Consider the following 16,733-nt stretch of genomic DNA (forward strand, 5'->3'; position numbering starts at 1 on the left):
GCAGGACAATGCTGACGCGACGGAAAACCCTGGCCGGCGGGATCGCGGCGTTGGCGGCGGCGCCCCAATGCGCCCGCCGCGCGGACGGCGCGCCGCTCCCAGGCCTGCGCCGCGGCGTCAACATCCACCATATGTTGAACTGGCCCACGCATCGCGGCGGCCAGAGCTCCGCCGACTATGTCTGGCCGCCTTTCGCAACCGCGCCCTATCAGCTTGCCGCCGAAACCCTGGCTGAGATCGTCGCGCGCGGCTTCACCTTTGTTCGGGTGACGGTGGCCCCATCCATCTTCCTCGCCGCCGATGCGAAACGTCGCGCCGAGCTTGCGAGATTGGTGATGTCGCGCGTCGATCGCTTTCTCGCCGCAGGCCTGGAGGTCCTGGTCGACCTGCACCCGGTTCGCGAAAACCCGGCCTATCTGCCTGAGCGACTGACCGCGGAGAATTTTCCCGAGGCCAGGGAATACGTGGACGTCGTCAAGGCGCTCGCCCGGGGCCTGGGCCAACGCTCAGCGGACCACGTCGCCTTCGAGTTGATGAACGAGCCGCATCCCCAAGACGCCGGCGGCGCCGAACGCTGGCAGGCGCAGCAAGCCGGGCTTTACGCGGCGGCCAGACAGGAAGCGCCCGACCTTGCGCTCGTCGTGTGCGGCGCGGACTGGTCGAGCGGCCGCGAGCTTACCAGGTTGGACCTGACCCCCTACCGGAAGGGCAATGTGCTTTTCACCTTCCACTACTACAGCCCGCATCTGTTCACCCATTCGGGAATGCCGACGGCGATGCCGGAACGCTATTTGGAGGGGTTGGCCTGGCCGCCAGCGCCTGCGCAGGCCGGCGACGTCACGCAGGCGGCGCTGGCGCGGATCGCCATGGACGCGAAGCTCTCGCCCGAGGAGAGGACGAGCGCCTCTGCTCAGGCGCAACGGTCGCTTCGCAAGTATTTTTCGGAGATGGGGGGCGAGGCGCGCGTGAACCGGGATTTCGCCGAGGTGGCCGCCTGGGCTGCGGCCCAGGGCGTCCCGGCCAGCCGGGTGCTGGTTGGCGAATTCGGCGTCTACCATCGCCCCGGGGAGCCGCCGGCGGTTCGGGCCGCGCGCCTGGCCTGGCTCGAGACCGTGCGTCGCGCCGCAGAAGCGCGGTCGTTCGGCTGGGCGATCTGGGTTCTCCAGGACGCCAGCGACCACGGCCGAGGCGGCATCGGCATTCTTCCGTCGGGGGCCGTCAGCGGAATGGATCCAGGCGTTGTCCGCGCACTGGGCCTGAGATCGGATCCCAAGGTCGCTGGCGGCGGCGGCGGACGACCTGGCGCTGCAGCGCAGAACGGGTGAAACCCCGTCCGCCATTCCGATGGACCGGACCCAAACCCTGCATATGACAAGGCGCACGCCCGACGCTTCCCTTTCAATTGGAAGCATGAACGACCTCAGCCCGCTTTTGCGATGTCCGCGGTGCCATGGCGATGTCGCCGACAATCGCTGCCTCGACGCCGCCTGTTCCTATTCCGCCGGCTTTCTGTTGGCTTCGGGCCAGCCGGTCATGATCGACTTCGATCGCAGCGTGTTCGAACCGAGCGCCTTCTCGGACGGGCGCGGGTCCGTGCTGAAGCGGGATGACGAGCGGCTCGGCCTGAGGGCGCGCCTGAACGGCCTGCTCTTCGGACCTAATCCCATCGCCGCTCGGATGGCGACCGCGATGGTCTCGCGGCTGCGGGAAGACGGGGGCTCCCGACGGCTGCTTGTCATCGGCGGCGGAGCGCGGGGCTCGGGCGCCGATCCGCTCTACGAGGCCGACGACATCGAGGTCATCGGGACCGATGTCTATGCATCGCCCTTTACGCGCCTGGTGGCGGATGGGCACGAGCTGCCGTTCAAGAGCTCCAGCTTCGACGCGGTCTGGATCCAGGCGGTCCTTGAGCATGTTCTCGAACCCTCGCGCGTGATCGACGAGATCCACCGGGTCCTGAAGCCGTCAGGCCTGCTCTATGCCGACACGCCGTTCATGCAGCAGGTGCACGAGGGCGCGTACGACTTTACTCGGTTCACCCTGAGCGGCCACCGCTGGCTTCTGCGACGCTTCGAGGAGATCGAGTCCGGTCCGGTCGGCGGCGCCGGGACTGTGCTCTCCTGGTCGGCCAAATATCTGTTGCACGCGATGGGCGCACCGTCCGCCGTCGGCTGGATGGCGCGATATGCGTGTTTCCCGCTGCGGTACCTGGACGGGATGGGACCTCGCCGCAACCGGACCGACGCCGCCAGCAGCGTCTATTTCTTCGGGCGGCGGAGCGAGCATTCGATCGGGCCAAAGGACATGATCGCCTACTATCGGGCCCAAGCTGAACCCTCCCAGGCCCGCGCCTAGGCGGCGTCAGAGCGACCGGGTTCGAAGTCGGCCCCTGTCGCAAGCCTTCCCTGCTGGCCAGGCAGGACGGAGCGATAGGTTTCGCTGAGAGCCGAGGCGATCTTCGCCCAGGCCAACTCTTCCCGAGATTGCGCGGAGCCTGCCGCGAGCTTCTCGAGCAAGCCCGGCTCCTGGAAAATGCGGTCGATCGCCTCGGCCAACGCCCCGGCGTCTCCAGGCGGAACGAGCAGGCCGTTCTTGCGGTCTTTGACGACGTCCCCCAGCCCGCCTACGGCGGAGGCCACCATCGCGCGGCCGTTGCCGATCGCCGCTGCGGCCACACCGCTTTGCGTCGCTTCCAAATAAGGCAGGGCGACAAGGGAAGCTTTCTGCAGCTCTGCGATCGCCTCGTCGTGGGGGATGAAGCGGTTGATCAGGATCACGCCGCGCGTACGTTCGGCGCGCGCCTTGTCGAAATCGGGCCCCTCGCCCGCCAGGACCAGCGTATAGGCTCGCCCCCTTGCGTTCAGGCGTTCGAAGGCTTCGAGCAATACATCGACACCCTTGTATACCTCCATGCGCCCGAAGAACAGGATGCGCCCCGGCTCCGCCGGCCGCTCCTGGCTTGGCGAAGGCTCCTGCATGACGCCATGATTTGTTGAAACGATCGGTCGCCCGCCACCGACCAGATCGAGAAGCAGGTGGCGGCAATACTCTCCGTGAACGTGGAACGCCTTCGCAGATCCTCGAACCACGGCACGGTTTCTCAGATTGACGAACAACTCCGTGTCCCGCCCGACGTGCGGCTTCGGATCGTGCACCGTGAGCACAAGCGGCGCCTGCCGCGCGAGAATGCGCGTGATCAGGGTGTTCACGAAATCCGTCTGTTCATGGATATGGATGATATCGGGACGAAATAGCAGGCAGCGCGCAAGGACTCCCGGGGTCGAAAGCCAGCGGATAGGCCGCCGTCTTGTGGTGAATTCCATCAGACGCACGTCAGCGGTCGCGGTCTTGAACCAGCCCGGCTCGCACTGACGCCGCCGAGCGTCGCGGCTCAGGGCGAAGAGAATATCGGCATGGGGAGCCAGGGCCTCGACCACGCGGGTCGAGTATTCCGCGAAATGCGGAGCGAAAAACAGGAGGCGCGGCTTGTCCTTCATGGCGCGGCGCCTGTGCTGGACAGAACTCGATGCGAGCCCCCCCAGGAGGTCGCCATATGGCGTCCACGCAGCGCCGGAAAGGGTATGGCGTCATCGGCGCGCAGATAGCCCGCGTCGGTCCCCGAGGGTGTCGGAACGCCGGTCTTCGGCCACCAATAGCTGGGAAGCGCCCCCGTGGCGACGAACCCGACCTTGCGTAGCGCCACGCCCTTCTCAGGGCTGGACGCCGAGCAGCGGATGATCCCGACGCCGCGCGCGGCCAGGCGCGACGCCGTCTCGGCGACGACCCAATCCACCACCGCCTGCGCCTGATGCGCCGCCTCCAGGTGGACGATGCAGCCGTCGAAACCGGTGATGGCGGGCTCGATCTGCGAGAGGGAAAAGCCGACCGGCGTGTCGTCGAGGAAGAAGACGAGCCCGAGCTGCTGGGCCACGCCGGGCGGCATTCGCGCCCTCCAGTCCTGGTCGACTTGGTCAAGGAGCTGGACGAGACCCCGGTGCTGGGGGGCGGGAAGAACTGCGGGCGTCCCCGGCCGCCATTCGGCGACACGGCCCACGCCGATCGGCGCCGCCGCGCTCCGGCGCGGCCGTCGCAAGGGAATGAAGCCCGGGATCGCCCTCGCCCACCCCTCGCCGGCCGGCCACCGGTTGCGCAGCAAGGTGCCTGCGAGGCTGCGCGCCTTGATCGGCAGGACGTATTTCTGCACGTCGGGCAGCCTCGTCCAGCGCAGACGCGGCAGCATGGCGACCGTCGCGTCCGAGCCGCCGATCGAAATCATCGGCTCGGGACAGGCCATCATCTCGCGCATCAGCCTGACGCCGAGTCCGAGCGGGCGATACTTCGGCAGGCAGTACCAGTCGCTGCCCTCGCGCACGAGGATGCGGCGCCCGTCGAGCAGATAAGGCCGCACGAAGGAATCCAGCATGGCGACGCACTGGCCGCCACTTGAGGCCAGCCAGGTGCCGCCGCCCGAAGGCCGGTCATAGTAGCGCCAGCGGATCAGCGCGCGCGCCAGGTCGGGCCCCCAGTTCTGCCCCCAGGCGTGCTCCAGCAGCGCCTCGAAAGCAGGTCGGTTCGTCTCGTTAAGCTGCGTCAGGCGAAAGGCCATGGACCCTGCCCCCTGGCGCCCAATCCTCGAACACCGCGCTCCATCTAGCCCGCCGCTCGCTGGACCGCCGCTTCGTAGATCTGCACGAATTCGCCGAAGGTGACCGGGAAGAAGGCTTCGTCCAGCTCGGAGAAGGGATCGACCCCCAGCTCATCTTCCAGCTGGGCGACGATGATCGCAAAGCAGAGGGAATCCAGCCCGCTGTCCAGCAGAACGAGCTGGTCGGCGAGGGGCTGAAGGGCGCGGTCCTGGTCGGCGGCGGTCACCGTGAAACACATCGTCACCGCCGCCCGCGCGGCGCCGGCGTCGCGCGCGACGGACGGCCCGTCGACATGCGGATCCTGGGTGTGAAGGACTGCCTCTACCATCAACGAGCTCCTGCTGCCGGGCCCAGGGGCGTCGGGGATCGCCGGACCGGAATGAACGGGAGATATTTGACCGACCCCAAGACGAGGGTCCTGCGAATAGCGAGCCTCGGGATTTCAATTGATGTGAATGGGTCGTCGAAGGCGCTGCAGGTTTCACCCAGGCGGTGACCGATCCCCGCCGGGACGCGAGACGGCTGAGGACATGATGGCGCGCACCGCGGCGCAGGCCCTGATTGACCAGCTGGCGCTGCACGGCGTCGAACACCTCCGCTGCGCGCCGGACGGCCGGATGCAGAAAGTCAGACGATGAGCTCATTCAGAGCCACGCCGGACTTTCAGAGGGGCGCCCCGCGCGCCTTCGGCCTCCCGATCGGCGCGCGCGTCACCCATCAGGGCGCGATCGACTTTGGTCTGGTGCTGATCGCGCTGATCTACTTCCTCTACGTGCCCGTGGGCCGGTTCCTGATCCACAATGAATATGTCTATGGGCCGAACGGGTTATCGGAAGCGCTGCAGAAGATCTGGAGCGGCGGCCGTTACCTGGCGGCGCTCGGCCTCGCGCCGCTCCTGCTGGCGCGCTCAGGATTGAGCCCCCTCGCCCGCTGCTGGCCGGCCTTTCCGTTCGCAATCTTCGCGGCGGCCTCTTGCGCGTGGTCAGCCTTTCCCAAGGAGAGCATGCGCGAGAGCCTCAATCTGTTCTTTATATTGGTGACGATATCGACCCTGGTGACTTGGTACGGCCTGGCCGGATTTGGACGAAGGGCGCAGATCGTCACGGGATTGTTTATGATGGCGAGCGTCTTGACGGCCTTGCTCATCCCACACCTGGGCGTCCACCACGACTACGACCTGGCCAGCCCCCTTCACGCCGGCAAATGGCGGGGGATCTTCAGGCACAAGAACGAGCTTGGCGAACTCGCCGTCACATCGATCATCTTCAGCCTGCGTTCCATTCGGAACGAGACGATGCGCTGGAAGGTATTCTTCACCGTGGCGCGCCTCTCCACGCTTCTCTGCCTGATCATGTCCTTCTCCTCCAACGCCTGGCTGGGCGCGATCATCGGCGTGACCTTCTTCATGCTGATGAAGAACCGTGCGACGGCGAACCCGATCGTCATCGCAGTCTTCATCCTGCTCGGCGCCGCCTTGGTTCAGGGGCTCTCCCTGAACGCAGGACAGATTGCACAGGCCCTTGGACGAGACGCCACCTTCACCGGCCGCACGGACATCTGGGCGCTTGGCCGCGCGATGATGGAGGATCACTGGCTTCTCGGATTCGGCTTCGCGACCGACGGGCTGGTGTTTGGTCAGTTGGCGACGGGCAGCCTTTTCCCATCCGCCGTCGACCTTCACTCCGGATATCTGGACGTGCTCTTCAACCTCGGCGTCGTTGGCGCCGTCCTGATGTTTATCGCCGTCGTGACCCCGGTGGTTCGGGGCTACGTCTACGCCCTGGGGCATACCGGCGAGGAGCGCGACCAGGCGGTCATCTTCATGAGCCTCTTCGTCGCCGCCTGCGCCATCGCGGTCGGAGAAATCGCCCCGTTCTGCGTCGCGGGCGACGGCGCCGTCAGCCTGTGGACCGCGGTGCCCGCCCTCTACCAACTCGGCGCCACGGCCTTGGATCGGAGGCTGCGGGCGGCGAACAGATAGCGCGACGGGAGCCCAGCTCGCGTCGCCGGCCGAATTACAGGCGCCGACCAGGCAGGATGATGCGCAGACCTGACAAGATACATGTGGTGATCGCAACGCCCCTCGGCGAGCACGGGAAGGGAGGGGTCGACCGGATCATGGACGTGATCCGGACCTATGCCGGCGCCCATCCCGATCCCGCGTTCGCATTCCACTTTCTGACGACCCGCGGCAAGGGCTCGATCCTGTTGTCGCCCCTCTACCTGATGTCCGCGGCCCTGCGGCTCATCTGGTTGAAAGCGATCCGCCGCGCCGACGTGCTGCACGTCAACATCGGCAAGCGCGGCAGCGCCCTGCGCAAGCTTGTCCTATGCGGCTTGGCGCGCCGCCTCGGTCTTCCCTATGTGCTGCACCTGCACGGCTCGGAATTCAAAATCTACTGGGATTCCATCGGCCCCTCGCTTTCCGCGCAGCTTGAAACAGCCTTCAGCGACGCCGCACGCACGGTCGTTCTCGGGAAGGTCTGGGCGGGCTACATCGCCGGTCGGGCGCCGAACGCGCGCATCGAGATCGTTCCGAACGCGACCTTCGCGCCGCGTCCCCCGCCGGGCGATCGACCCGGGGCGGCCCCGGCGCACATCCTGTTCCTGGGCGAGATCGGACCGCGCAAAGGCGTGCCTGAGCTCGTCAAAGCCTTGGCCGCCCTGCCGCGGGACGGTGCATGGCGGGCGACCTTGGCGGGGAACGGCGCGGTGGACGAGACCCGCGCCGAGGTCGCGCGCCTCGGCCTCGAAGGGAAGGTGACGGTTCGGGGCTGGGCCGGCCCGCAGGACGTTGAGCGCCTCTTGCGGGACTCTGACGTTCTCGTGCTCCCGTCGCACCATGAGAACCTGCCGATGTCAGTCATCGAAGGCATGGCCTACGGACTCGCGGTCGTGACGACGCCCGTCGGCGCCGTGCCCGACATCATTGTTTGCGGAGAAACGGGCCTGCTGTGCCCGCCTGGCCATCCTGAGGCGCTGGCGGAACGCTTGCGCACGGTCGTGTCAGATCCGGCGCTCCGCAAAAGACTTGGCCACGCGGCTCAGACCTTCCACCGCGAGCATCTGGATGCGCCCGCCTTCGTGCATCGACTGAAGTCAATCTGGGCGGAGACCGCTGAAGCGGATCGCCAGCTACATTGAAGCTGCTCAGTTTCAGATTCACGCACGCGTGACGAAAACCAGCCGGGGCGCTTCTCTTCTGTTGTGTCGGGGAACGCCACCTAGGCGCACATCACCCTTGGGCGCAACCTTGGCGTGGCACTGGGTGAAGCGATGGCGACCTACACCTTCGAGACGATCACCCCCGCCGAGGCCGCGAGCTACGCGCGGTCGCGCGACACGCTGCAGTTCGCAACCCCGGGGACGAACGCCTGGCACGCCAGCCTCGTCTTTGCGCCTGAGACCGAGTGGCCATCGAGATTCGTGACCGTCACGCTGGGCGGCCGTTCCGTGGACTTCGGCTTCGGCATCCATGGCAGCGACGCCCGGTTCCCGGACGGCAGCATGCTGTTCATTGGTTGCCCGCGGGCGGATGATTGGTGGCTGGGCACTGCGGCCGGCGACGCAATGTATGGCGTGGACGGCGACGATAGCCTCTCGGGTCTCGCCGGAGCCGACCGACTGCAGGGCGCCCCGGGGCTGGACACCCTGGTCGGCGCGCTGGGGGACGACCTGCTGGAAGGCGGCGACGACAACGACATCCTGGACGGCGGGGCGGACAACGACACCCTCGACGGTGGAGCTGGCGCCGACCGGCTGGACGGCGGCGCGGGCGCCAACGTCCTGTTTGGTCAAGACGGCGACGACTACATCATCGGCGGCGCCGACTTTAATCGCGTCAACGGGAACAAGGGAAACGACACCGTCGTCGGCGCGTCCAATGTCGGCGACTGGTTGCTGGGCGGTCAGGGCGCGGATTCTCTCCAGGCCCAGGCCTCCACCGGCCAGAACATCATGAACGGCAACATCGGCAACGACACGGTCACCGGCGGCGCCGGTAATGACACCCTGCGTGGGGGCCAAGGAAATGATGTCATCCAGGGCGGCGCGGGCGACGACCTGCTGTTCGGCGACCTGGGCTCGAACACCCTGACCGGCGGTGCTGGAGCGGATATCTACCGTAACGCCGCCGGCCCTGGCCTGGACCTGATCACCGACTTCAACCGCTCGGAAGGCGACAGCATCCGCATCGACGTGGGCTTGACCTACAGCACTGTGCAAAGCGGTTCGAACGTCCGCGTTCTCGTCTCGAACGGCTTCGAATTCAACCTTCAGAACACCCAGCTAAGCGCGTTGACTGACGGCTGGATCGGCTCCTAGGGGAGCTCCTGTGGCGTCCTGACCGCCGGCAGGTCGCTGAGCGGGCGCCGGTCGGACGTCGACGCGCGATCGGTCGACATGAGTGACGAGATCAGCGCGTCGAACTGCTGAACCATCGCGTCTTCACTGAACCGGCGGATCGAGGCTCGAGCTTCCGCAGCGATCCGAGACCTGAACAGGGGATCGGCGAGGCGCTCCAAGCGGTCGACGAGCTGATCCACCCGGCCAGGCTCGAACAGGAAGCCGTTGCGCCTAGGCTCAATGAACTCCCGCATCGAGCCGACATCGCTCGTGACCAGCGGCGCCCCCATCGCGAGCGTCTCGAGCGCCGCAAGGGAGAAGGTCTCGAACTCGCTGCAGAGGACGCCGACGTCGATGGCGGCCAGGAAGGGGCGAACGTCCCGCTGATCGCCGGCGAAGACGACCGCGTCGGCAAGCCCCAACCTCTGGACCTGCGCCTCGATGGCCTGGCGCTCCGGACCGTCGCCGATCATCAGCAGCTTCGCCGCCACGCCCCTCGCCCGCAACTGAGCGAGCGCCTCGATCAGATCGCCGTGGCGCTTCTCGGATCGCAAGGCCGCATTGATCCCGACCACATAGTCATCCGGGCTGAATCCCAGAGCGCGGCGTTGGGACGCGCCGTCCACGCGGCTGGGCGAAAAGCGGTCAAGGTCGACGCCATTGTTGATGACCACGGCCCGCCCGCGCAGGCCGCGCGCCTCCCAGGATCGGCGCTGCGTCTCGCTGACGAAGACGAGCGCGTCGAGCCATCGCGCCGCCAGCCGAAAGCCGCGCCAACTGGCGCGCTCGTTCGGCTGCAGCTTGGTGCTGTGGAACACGCAGACGAGCTTGCCGCGAATAAGGCCAAGCCTGCGAAGCATGGCCGCCATGATCGACACGGGCGAGTTGACGGTGAAGACGACGTCAGCGTCGAGCCGTCGCATCGCCTGCGCGGTTCGAATCCACGCCACTGGGCTCCGCAACAGACGCCGGGTCCCGAGCTCCACGACGCCCGCCGCGCCAGGGCTTTCGAACAGGGCCCGTCGATCGGCCTGCGCGATCGCCAGGAGATAGGTTGGATATCCAAGGTGCAGGAGATGTGCGCGTACGCTCACGGCGTGCCGCTCCGCCCCGCCGGTATTCAGAGCGGAAACGACAAACCCGAGCTTGGGCTGCGAGGACTGCGGCCCGGCGCCAATTCCGCCCCACACGGCTTCCGACAAGCTCACCCCCCGCCGCCACCGCCGCCTCGTCGAGGCGCTTTCCCGGGCGTCCGGTCCAAGATCCCCGCCTATGTGTTCGGCCGCAACGTCATTCGACAACCTGAGATTTCCGACGCCACGCACTTCGCCGGAAACATCTCGTCGCAGAATCTATAGAAAATCCGCCGCTCTATTATCGAATAATACAGACGACAGCTTGACCCGGACCCAGGATTTCATGGCCGCTGGCGTTCGACGGGTCGTGTCCTCGTCAATCGCGGCGGTCTAGGGATTCCGAAGGACGCCACGCCCGTGACCGATGACTCTGCAACCGACCCCATCAACCCCCACGGCGCACCAAAGCCGATGATCGAGTGGATGCTGCGTGACGCCCGCCGTCCCCCATTGGTCAAAGAGCGGGCGCCCGCGTTCCTCCTGACGATCGACACGGAAGGCGACGACCTTTGGAGCCGGCCACGCGAGATCACGACCCGCAACCTGGCCTTCCTTCCGAGGTTCCAGGCGCTTTGCGAGCGGTTTGGCTTCAAGCCGACGTATCTGACGAACTGGGAAGCGCTGAATGACGAGGGCTACCAGCGGTTCGCCAAAGATGTCCTGGCCCGTGGCCAGGGCGAGGTCGGGCTTCATATCCATTCCTGGAACTCGCCGCCCCTGATTCCGCTGACCGCGGACGACTTCCGCTATCAGCCTTATCTGACCGAATATCCCGAGGCGCTGCTTCGCGAGAAGGTCCGCGTCATGACGGACGGGCTGGAGCAGGTCTTCGGGCGGAAGATGCTCAGCCACCGCGGCGGGCGCTGGGCTTTTGACTCAGCCTACGCACGGGCCCTGGTGGACAACGGCTACTGGGTGGACTGCTCGGTAACCCCCCACCGCTCCTGGCGCAGCAGCAAGGGCGATCCTGCGGGACACGGCGGCCCGGATCATTCGGGCTCTCCGGCCGAGCCCTACTACATTGAATTCGGGCCCGGGGCGCCGCGCCTTCTCGAGCTTCCGATGACCATAGTGCGCCGGCCCTGCCATGGCCCGGAACTCTGGCTCCGCAAGGCGCTCGGAAAGCAGTCCTATCGCGCCGATTGGATGCGCCCCGACGGGCGCAATCTCAGACAGCTCCTTCAGGTCGTCGACGATGTGGTCGCTCAAGACCGCGACTATCTCGAATTCACCCTTCACTCGTCGGAGTTCATGCCGGGCGGCAGCCCGACCTTCCGCACCGGCGACGATGTCGAGCGCCTGTACGTCCATCTGGAGATTCTCTTCGAGCGTGTCAGCCAGCGCTTCGTCGGAGCGACGCTCTGCGATTTCGCGCAGCACTTCATGCGTCGACGCGGTCCGCCGGCCGACATCGCCTACCCGCCGGGCGGCTATCGGTGGACGCCGCCGATCACGGGCGAACTTCCCCTCGGTCGCCTGTGACGTGAAGCCGGCTCGGCGCGCGGCCGGCTTCTCATCCAGCGCTTGGCAAGAGGCTCTACGCGCCCGTTTCGCTGACGAAATCGCCGCCCTCGGCCCGCCGCGGTTCGCCGAAGAGGCGGCGATAGGCCTGTACGAGCTTCGGCTTCTGGTGCTCCCAGGACAATTCCGTCTCCACGCGTTCGCGCCCGATCCGGCCCATTTCAGCGCGGCGTTCGGGATCGTCCAGCAAGGTCAGGATCTGCTCGGCAAGGTCCACCGGATCGTTCGGCTTGGCGTACAGCGACGAGGCGCCGGCCGAGTGACGCCCTTCGGTCACCTCGAACTGCACGATGGGTTTGCCGAGCGCCATGTACTCGACGATCTTGTTCATGGTGGACTTGTCGTTCATCGGGTTGACCCGATCGGGATTGACGCAGACGTCCGCCGTCGAGAGCACCTCGAGGAGCACGGCGTCCGGCGCCCGGCCGGTGAAGGTGACGTAGTCGGCAAGCCCCCTCTCCGTGGCCAGTTCCTTCACCTTGGCGAGGCTCGAGCCGCCGCCCACCAGACAGAACTGCACATCGCGGCGGCCCATGACGTGAACGATGCGCCCCACGGACTCGACGAGGAGATCCAGCCCCTCCTGCTCGCCCATGACGCCGACGTAGCCCACCATGTGGGCGCGGCCGTTGCGCCATTTGGCGTCGGGAGGGACGCGCGCGATCTTTCGCAGATCGGGGCCGCTTCGAACGACAAACACGTCCTCCGGCTTCATGCGGCCGCGCTCGATCGCGATCTTCCGATAGCTCTCGTTCGTGGCGATCGACATGTCCGCGGTCGCGAAGGTCAGCCGCTCGACGAACTTCAGGCCTCTCCACAGCAAGCCGCCCTGCCGGCTGAACTTCGCCTCGAAGAGCTCGGGATTGATGTCGTGGTGGTCAAACACATATTTCTTGCCGAGCAGCTTGAAGGGCAGCGCGACCAGAAAGATCAGGTCAGGCGGGTTGCAGCCGTGAATGACGTCGAACCCGCGCGTGAACAGGACGCGACACGTTAGGGTGAATTCCCAGAACAGCGCGACTGCGTATTCGAGCAGGTAACCTAGGGCCGCATCGGCCTCCGGCGGCATGGGGTGGCGGTAGATCTGGATGCCGTCGAGCCTCTCGGATCGCTTGTCGGCCTTGCTCCCGAGCGGGCAGATCACCGTCACGACGGCTCCCGCGTCGCGCAGGGCGCCCGCCTCCTGCCAAACGCGCCGGTCAAACGGAACCGGAAGGTTCTCGACGATGATGAGGACGCGGCGCCCGCTCAAAACCTGTTCAGTCATGGCGGATAAACCCGCGAGCATTTGGGATGGTGGACGACGACGCTATGGCGCGAAGCAACCGGGGCGGCGTCAGTCTCGGCAGGCGTTCCTCACCCCGCTTCAAGAGCGCATGCGTCATGCGCGGAAGCTCCACCCGCCAGAGGAATTTCGGATCCTCCAGAAAATAGCTCAGGTAAGGATGCTGACGTCCGCGCCCCGCGAGCTGTTCAAAGAGCACGCTCGGCCAGCCCTTGATGACCAATCGTTCAAACTCGGTGGGAGCCGGCAGGTCTTTGAAGACGTGGCTAAGCCCCAGGGCGACGTAGTTCACGCCCGCCAGCATCGCCCAGTCCAGCGAATACCAGAACCGCGGATTGCACTCCAAGACCGTCATGGAGCCGTCAGGCCGTCGGCGGCCATCGATATTGAGCGCCCCCGTAAAGCCGCTGCCCTGCACCAGCGTCTGGAGCGCCGCCCCGAATTGCTCGTCGTCGAAAAGCTCCATCGAGTCGCGGTACGGAATCTTGCAGAAGCGCCGCCTGCCGTATCGCAGGGTCTTGGCCGCCTTGACGACGCCCGCCTCCGCGAACGCGATGCCGCCGATATCCTCGCCGGGAACGAATTCCTGCACCAGGATGGGCGCGTAGGTCACGCGCCGCAGATCAACGGCCAGCCTCTCACGGCTGGACTTGATCACGCCCCAGGCGGAGTCCCGGTCGACCGGTTTCAGCATGAAGGCTTCAGGCAGTCTGGCAGGCGGCGCGGCTTCGAGCTCGGCCTTGTCCGCAAAGATCTGGGTCCTTGGATGATCGATGGCGTGCTTGCGGCAGAACTTGGCGAAATTCCACTTGGTCGCGAGGTCGTCGAAGGCCCTGGCGTTTGGAACGGGGTAGTGCGGCGTGGCCAGTTCGCGACCGCGCCGGATCAGCAGGCCGACGGCGGAAACCCCCACCGGAATGACGACGCCGATCCCCTCCCTGGCGCAGATCGCATTGATGACGTCGACCGCGTCGGCGCTGCTGAGACCGTCGCGGCCCAAATAGGTGAACGAGGCGCAACACCGGGAAACGGCGAGCTTGCGCACATTGTCCATCGGACCTTCCATGGCGACGTGGACGCGCTCGAACAAGGGCGCGGCGCACCGCAGCACGCGATAGCTGAGGTCAAGGTGCGACCCGATCATGAGCGCCCTTGCCGGCAAGGTCGGGGCACGCGAACTCATCGACTTGAACTCATCGACCTGAACCGTTGGAGCTCGCGCGGATCGCAACATCCGACCAGCCTAGGTCGGCTTTCTGTGCTCGCCCCATCTTTTGGGCGCCGTCGCTCACGGCCGCCTCAAGCGGCCCCGTGAACCCCATAGAGCGCATGGACCTTCGCACGCCCGGCGTCGTCCAGCAGCAGCCTGTAGGCCACGCATGCATAGGCGAGGCCATAGACGGCGCAGCCGAGCAACAGGGCCGGCAAGGTTCGCGGCAAGAGAAGGACCACGCAATATTTGACGCCATAGGCGAGCAGCGCGGCGATGATGGGAGGCGCAAGATCTGCAATCCGGCCCGGGATGAACCCCAGGGTCCGTCCTACCCACAGGAACCGGATCAGGTTGACGAGCGCAAAACTGAAACACACCGCCGTGGCGGCGCCCACATCCCCGTAACGCGGAACCAGCAGATAGCAGAGCGACACCAGGGTGACCGCGCCCACAATCAGGATGACGAGCTCGGCGCGGTGACGCCCAGTCATGCTGAGCGCGTAACCCGTCGGCCCTAAGGTGGCGCTGATGAGATAGCCGAGCGGCAGCAGGAAGGCGATCAGCGGACGAAAATGGAAGCTGCTTCCGAACAGCAGGTCCAGATGATCTCCGAACGCGGCCACGCCTGCGAACAAGAAGCCGGCCATCACCGAGGCAAGGTGGATGTAGTCGTTGAGCGCCTTGCGGACAGCTGCGTAGTCGCCCGCATGATAGTGCCGTGAAATGTTCGGCCCGAGCGTCTGGCTGGCGGCGATCGGCCAGATCGAGACCAGCTGGGCGATGGCGCCGAGCGCCGTGTAGGAGCCGACCACGGCGGCGGAGGCGAACGCCCCGAGCACCAGAACGTCGACGAAGCGCATCATGCCATAGACGAAGAGGTTCACCGACATCCAGACGGAGTCGCCGAGGATCATGCGCGCGACACGCCAGGCGCCGCGCTCATGGACCGGCGCGACGGGCGCCGCCGGCGGCGTGGCGGCCAGGGCGCGAGCGTCGCGTTTGCGCCAAAGCCCAAAGCTGATCCAGAGGCAGACCGCGCTCACCGCGACCTGGATCGTGCCGACCCAGATAACCGCCTCGGCGGTGCGCGCGAACAGGAACGCCAGGCCCACAAGCACAAGCCGCACCAGCGGCTGCAGATAGAGGGTTATCACGGCGTAGGCGGCAGGCCGCTGGCGGCTCCTGTAGTAGGCGCTCAACACCCCGATGTCGGCCGTCAGCGGCAAGGCCAGCAGCGTGATCAGCAGCATGACGTCGAAGTGAGGGTAGCGGTAGACGCGCCCCATCAGAATGTGACCGACGCCCAGGCCGGTGATGAGGGCGACGGGCAGGTTTACGGCGAAGACGACGAGACGCAGGCGCCGCAGGATGGCGTGCGTGCTCTCGAGGTCCCGATCGCCGCGGCCGATGTGCTTCAGGAGCGCGACGTCCAGTCCGAGCGGGGCGAGAATCTGCAGCGGGGTCAGGATGTTGCGGACGAGATTGACGAGGCCGTAGCCCGCGGCGCCGATCATCTGGCCGATGATCACGCTCGTCAGCAGGGAAAGTCCCTGCTGCATGACCTGGCCGCCCGCGATCACCGTCACGTCGGACCTGGTCAGGCGCGAAATCGCCCGCAAGATGTTCGACACGAACTTTGACAAGCACCTGCCCCTGTTCGCCCGCCGGCTTTGAGCTCACGTCAGGCGGACGCAACAGGGACGTAGCCTGCCCCCGCGGGCTGGTCCCGCCCACAACAACTGGCGCGCTCGCCCATCATACGATGGGTTCCGCTGCGGCTTTAACTTTTCGATCCGCCGCACCCCTTGATAGCGTCCGGCATGAACCTGAAAAGCTGGCTGTCCTGGCGCAGATACTACTGGCGGATGCTTCTCACCAAACATGGCGAATACGAACTGCGGCTCCTGCGTAAGCATGTGCCGCGGGACCGGTTGGCCATAGACGTGGGGGCGAACAACGGGATCTACGCCTACCACCTGAGCCGACATGCCCGTTCGGTGGTGGCGTTTGAGCCAAACCCGCGTTTTGACCGGGCGCTCCGCTTCCTGCCGAGCAACGTCACGGTCCGATTTGAGGCGCTGTCATCCGCACCGGGCACGCTTCCCCTCCACATCCCGGCCACCGACGCCGGAGAGGCGGAAGGCTGGGCCACCCTGGAGGCGACGGAGATGCCGGTGGCCCGCTCGATCGACGTTCCCGTGCGCCGGTTGGACGATCTGGAATTGGGCCGCGTCGGCTTCGTAAAGATAGACGTGGAAGGGCACGAGATGGCGGTTCTCGCCGGCGCCGTCGACACGATCCGACGCGACCGACCGACCCTTCTCGTCGAGGCCGAAGACGAATACCGCCCCGGCGCCACCGCGGACCTTTTCCGCTGGGCGAAGGAGCACGACTATCAAGGCTGGTTCTTCCAGAAGGGCCGCGCCGTTCCGGTCGAAAAGTTCCGCGTCTCGGAACATCAGGGACGCAAGACCATCAGCGCCGGCGACATATTCCGCCGACAGGATCTCAACTACATCAACAACTTCCTGTTCGTGCCGACCCAGTCTTCCTAAGGCGATGGCTTCTTAACGGATGGGCTATGAGCC

At 66.1% G+C, this 16,733-nt stretch carries 14 protein-coding genes; 7 read left to right on the forward strand and 7 right to left on the reverse strand.

Translation table 11 applies throughout. The features are described from left to right. The first annotated feature begins 8 nt into the window (after positions 1 to 8). Positions 9 to 1,325, forward strand: a complete 1,317-nt coding sequence (locus ACSQ2B_RS12045; RefSeq protein ID WP_436050106.1) for a glycoside hydrolase family 5 protein — start codon at positions 9 to 11, stop codon at positions 1,323 to 1,325. An 85-nt stretch (positions 1,326 to 1,410) separates the two neighbouring features. Further along, on the forward strand, positions 1,411 to 2,355 hold the full coding sequence (locus ACSQ2B_RS12050) for a class I SAM-dependent methyltransferase (protein ID WP_436050108.1): 945 nt from the start codon (positions 1,411 to 1,413) through the stop codon (positions 2,353 to 2,355). Here the strand turns inward: ACSQ2B_RS12050 and ACSQ2B_RS12055 are convergent. From ACSQ2B_RS12055 to ACSQ2B_RS12065, 3 genes are read right to left on the reverse strand one after another with little or no spacing between them, the layout of a single operon-like run. Further along, the gene (locus ACSQ2B_RS12055) at positions 2,352 to 3,497 is read right to left on the reverse strand and encodes a glycosyltransferase family 4 protein (protein ID WP_436050110.1); all 1,146 of its coding nucleotides are present in this window, start codon (positions 3,495 to 3,497) and stop codon (positions 2,352 to 2,354) included. The two genes, ACSQ2B_RS12050 and ACSQ2B_RS12055, sit on opposite strands and share 4 nt — an antisense overlap. Continuing rightward, complete coding sequence (locus ACSQ2B_RS12060) at positions 3,494 to 4,606, reverse strand: hypothetical protein (protein WP_436050112.1); 1,113 nt, start codon at positions 4,604 to 4,606, stop codon at positions 3,494 to 3,496. Before ACSQ2B_RS12060 ends, ACSQ2B_RS12055 begins: the two co-directional genes overlap by 4 nt. A 44-nt stretch (positions 4,607 to 4,650) precedes the next feature. After that, positions 4,651 to 4,974 (reverse strand): hypothetical protein, encoded by a 324-nt coding sequence (locus ACSQ2B_RS12065; protein WP_436050113.1) that lies wholly within the window; start codon positions 4,972 to 4,974, stop codon positions 4,651 to 4,653. Positions 4,975 to 5,280: 306 nt separating this feature from the next. Between ACSQ2B_RS12065 and ACSQ2B_RS12070 the strand changes: the two genes are divergently transcribed. The 3 genes from ACSQ2B_RS12070 (at position 5,281) to ACSQ2B_RS12080 (ending at position 8,969) form a co-directional block, all read left to right on the forward strand. Next, on the forward strand, positions 5,281 to 6,627 hold the full coding sequence (locus tag ACSQ2B_RS12070; RefSeq protein WP_436050114.1) for an O-antigen ligase family protein: 1,347 nt from the start codon (positions 5,281 to 5,283) through the stop codon (positions 6,625 to 6,627). An 86-nt stretch (positions 6,628 to 6,713) separates the two neighbouring features. Next, a complete protein-coding gene (locus tag ACSQ2B_RS12075; RefSeq protein WP_436050115.1) occupies positions 6,714 to 7,790 on the forward strand; it encodes a glycosyltransferase family 4 protein in 1,077 nt (358 codons plus the stop codon). A gap of 132 nt (positions 7,791 to 7,922) precedes the next feature. Beyond that, positions 7,923 to 8,969, forward strand: a complete 1,047-nt coding sequence (locus tag ACSQ2B_RS12080; RefSeq protein WP_436050117.1) for a calcium-binding protein — start codon at positions 7,923 to 7,925, stop codon at positions 8,967 to 8,969. Here the strand turns inward: ACSQ2B_RS12080 and ACSQ2B_RS12085 are convergent. Next, positions 8,966 to 10,315, reverse strand: coding sequence for a glycosyltransferase (locus ACSQ2B_RS12085; RefSeq protein ID WP_436050118.1), 1,350 nt, complete (start codon positions 10,313 to 10,315; stop codon positions 8,966 to 8,968). The two genes, ACSQ2B_RS12080 and ACSQ2B_RS12085, sit on opposite strands and share 4 nt — an antisense overlap. A gap of 168 nt (positions 10,316 to 10,483) precedes the next feature. On the opposite strand from ACSQ2B_RS12085, the gene ACSQ2B_RS12090 reads away from it, so the two are divergent. Then, entirely contained in the window at positions 10,484 to 11,608 is a 1,125-nt protein-coding gene (locus ACSQ2B_RS12090) for a hypothetical protein (RefSeq protein ID WP_436050119.1), read from the forward strand. Between the two features lie 55 nt (positions 11,609 to 11,663). Here ACSQ2B_RS12090 and ACSQ2B_RS12095 read toward each other — a convergent pair whose 3' ends face one another. The 3 genes from ACSQ2B_RS12095 to ACSQ2B_RS12105 form a co-directional block, all read right to left on the reverse strand. Beyond that, a complete protein-coding gene (locus tag ACSQ2B_RS12095; protein ID WP_436050120.1) occupies positions 11,664 to 12,914 on the reverse strand; it encodes a glycosyltransferase family 4 protein in 1,251 nt (416 codons plus the stop codon). Further along, positions 12,907 to 14,166 (reverse strand): hypothetical protein, encoded by a 1,260-nt coding sequence (locus ACSQ2B_RS12100; protein WP_436050122.1) that lies wholly within the window; start codon positions 14,164 to 14,166, stop codon positions 12,907 to 12,909. The genes ACSQ2B_RS12095 and ACSQ2B_RS12100 overlap by 8 nt, the downstream gene beginning before the upstream one ends. A 65-nt stretch (positions 14,167 to 14,231) precedes the next feature. Further along, entirely contained in the window at positions 14,232 to 15,788 is a 1,557-nt protein-coding gene (locus ACSQ2B_RS12105) for an oligosaccharide flippase family protein (protein WP_436050124.1), read from the reverse strand. Between the two features lie 177 nt (positions 15,789 to 15,965). Here ACSQ2B_RS12105 and ACSQ2B_RS12110 point away from each other — a divergent pair, with 177 nt between their 5' ends. Continuing rightward, complete coding sequence (locus ACSQ2B_RS12110; RefSeq protein WP_436050126.1) at positions 15,966 to 16,700, forward strand: FkbM family methyltransferase; 735 nt, start codon at positions 15,966 to 15,968, stop codon at positions 16,698 to 16,700. Positions 16,701 to 16,733: the final 33 nt, after the last annotated feature.

Origin of the sequence: Phenylobacterium sp. LjRoot225 (assembly GCF_964252855.1) — a bacterium.
GTDB lineage: Bacteria > Pseudomonadota > Alphaproteobacteria > Caulobacterales > Caulobacteraceae > Phenylobacterium.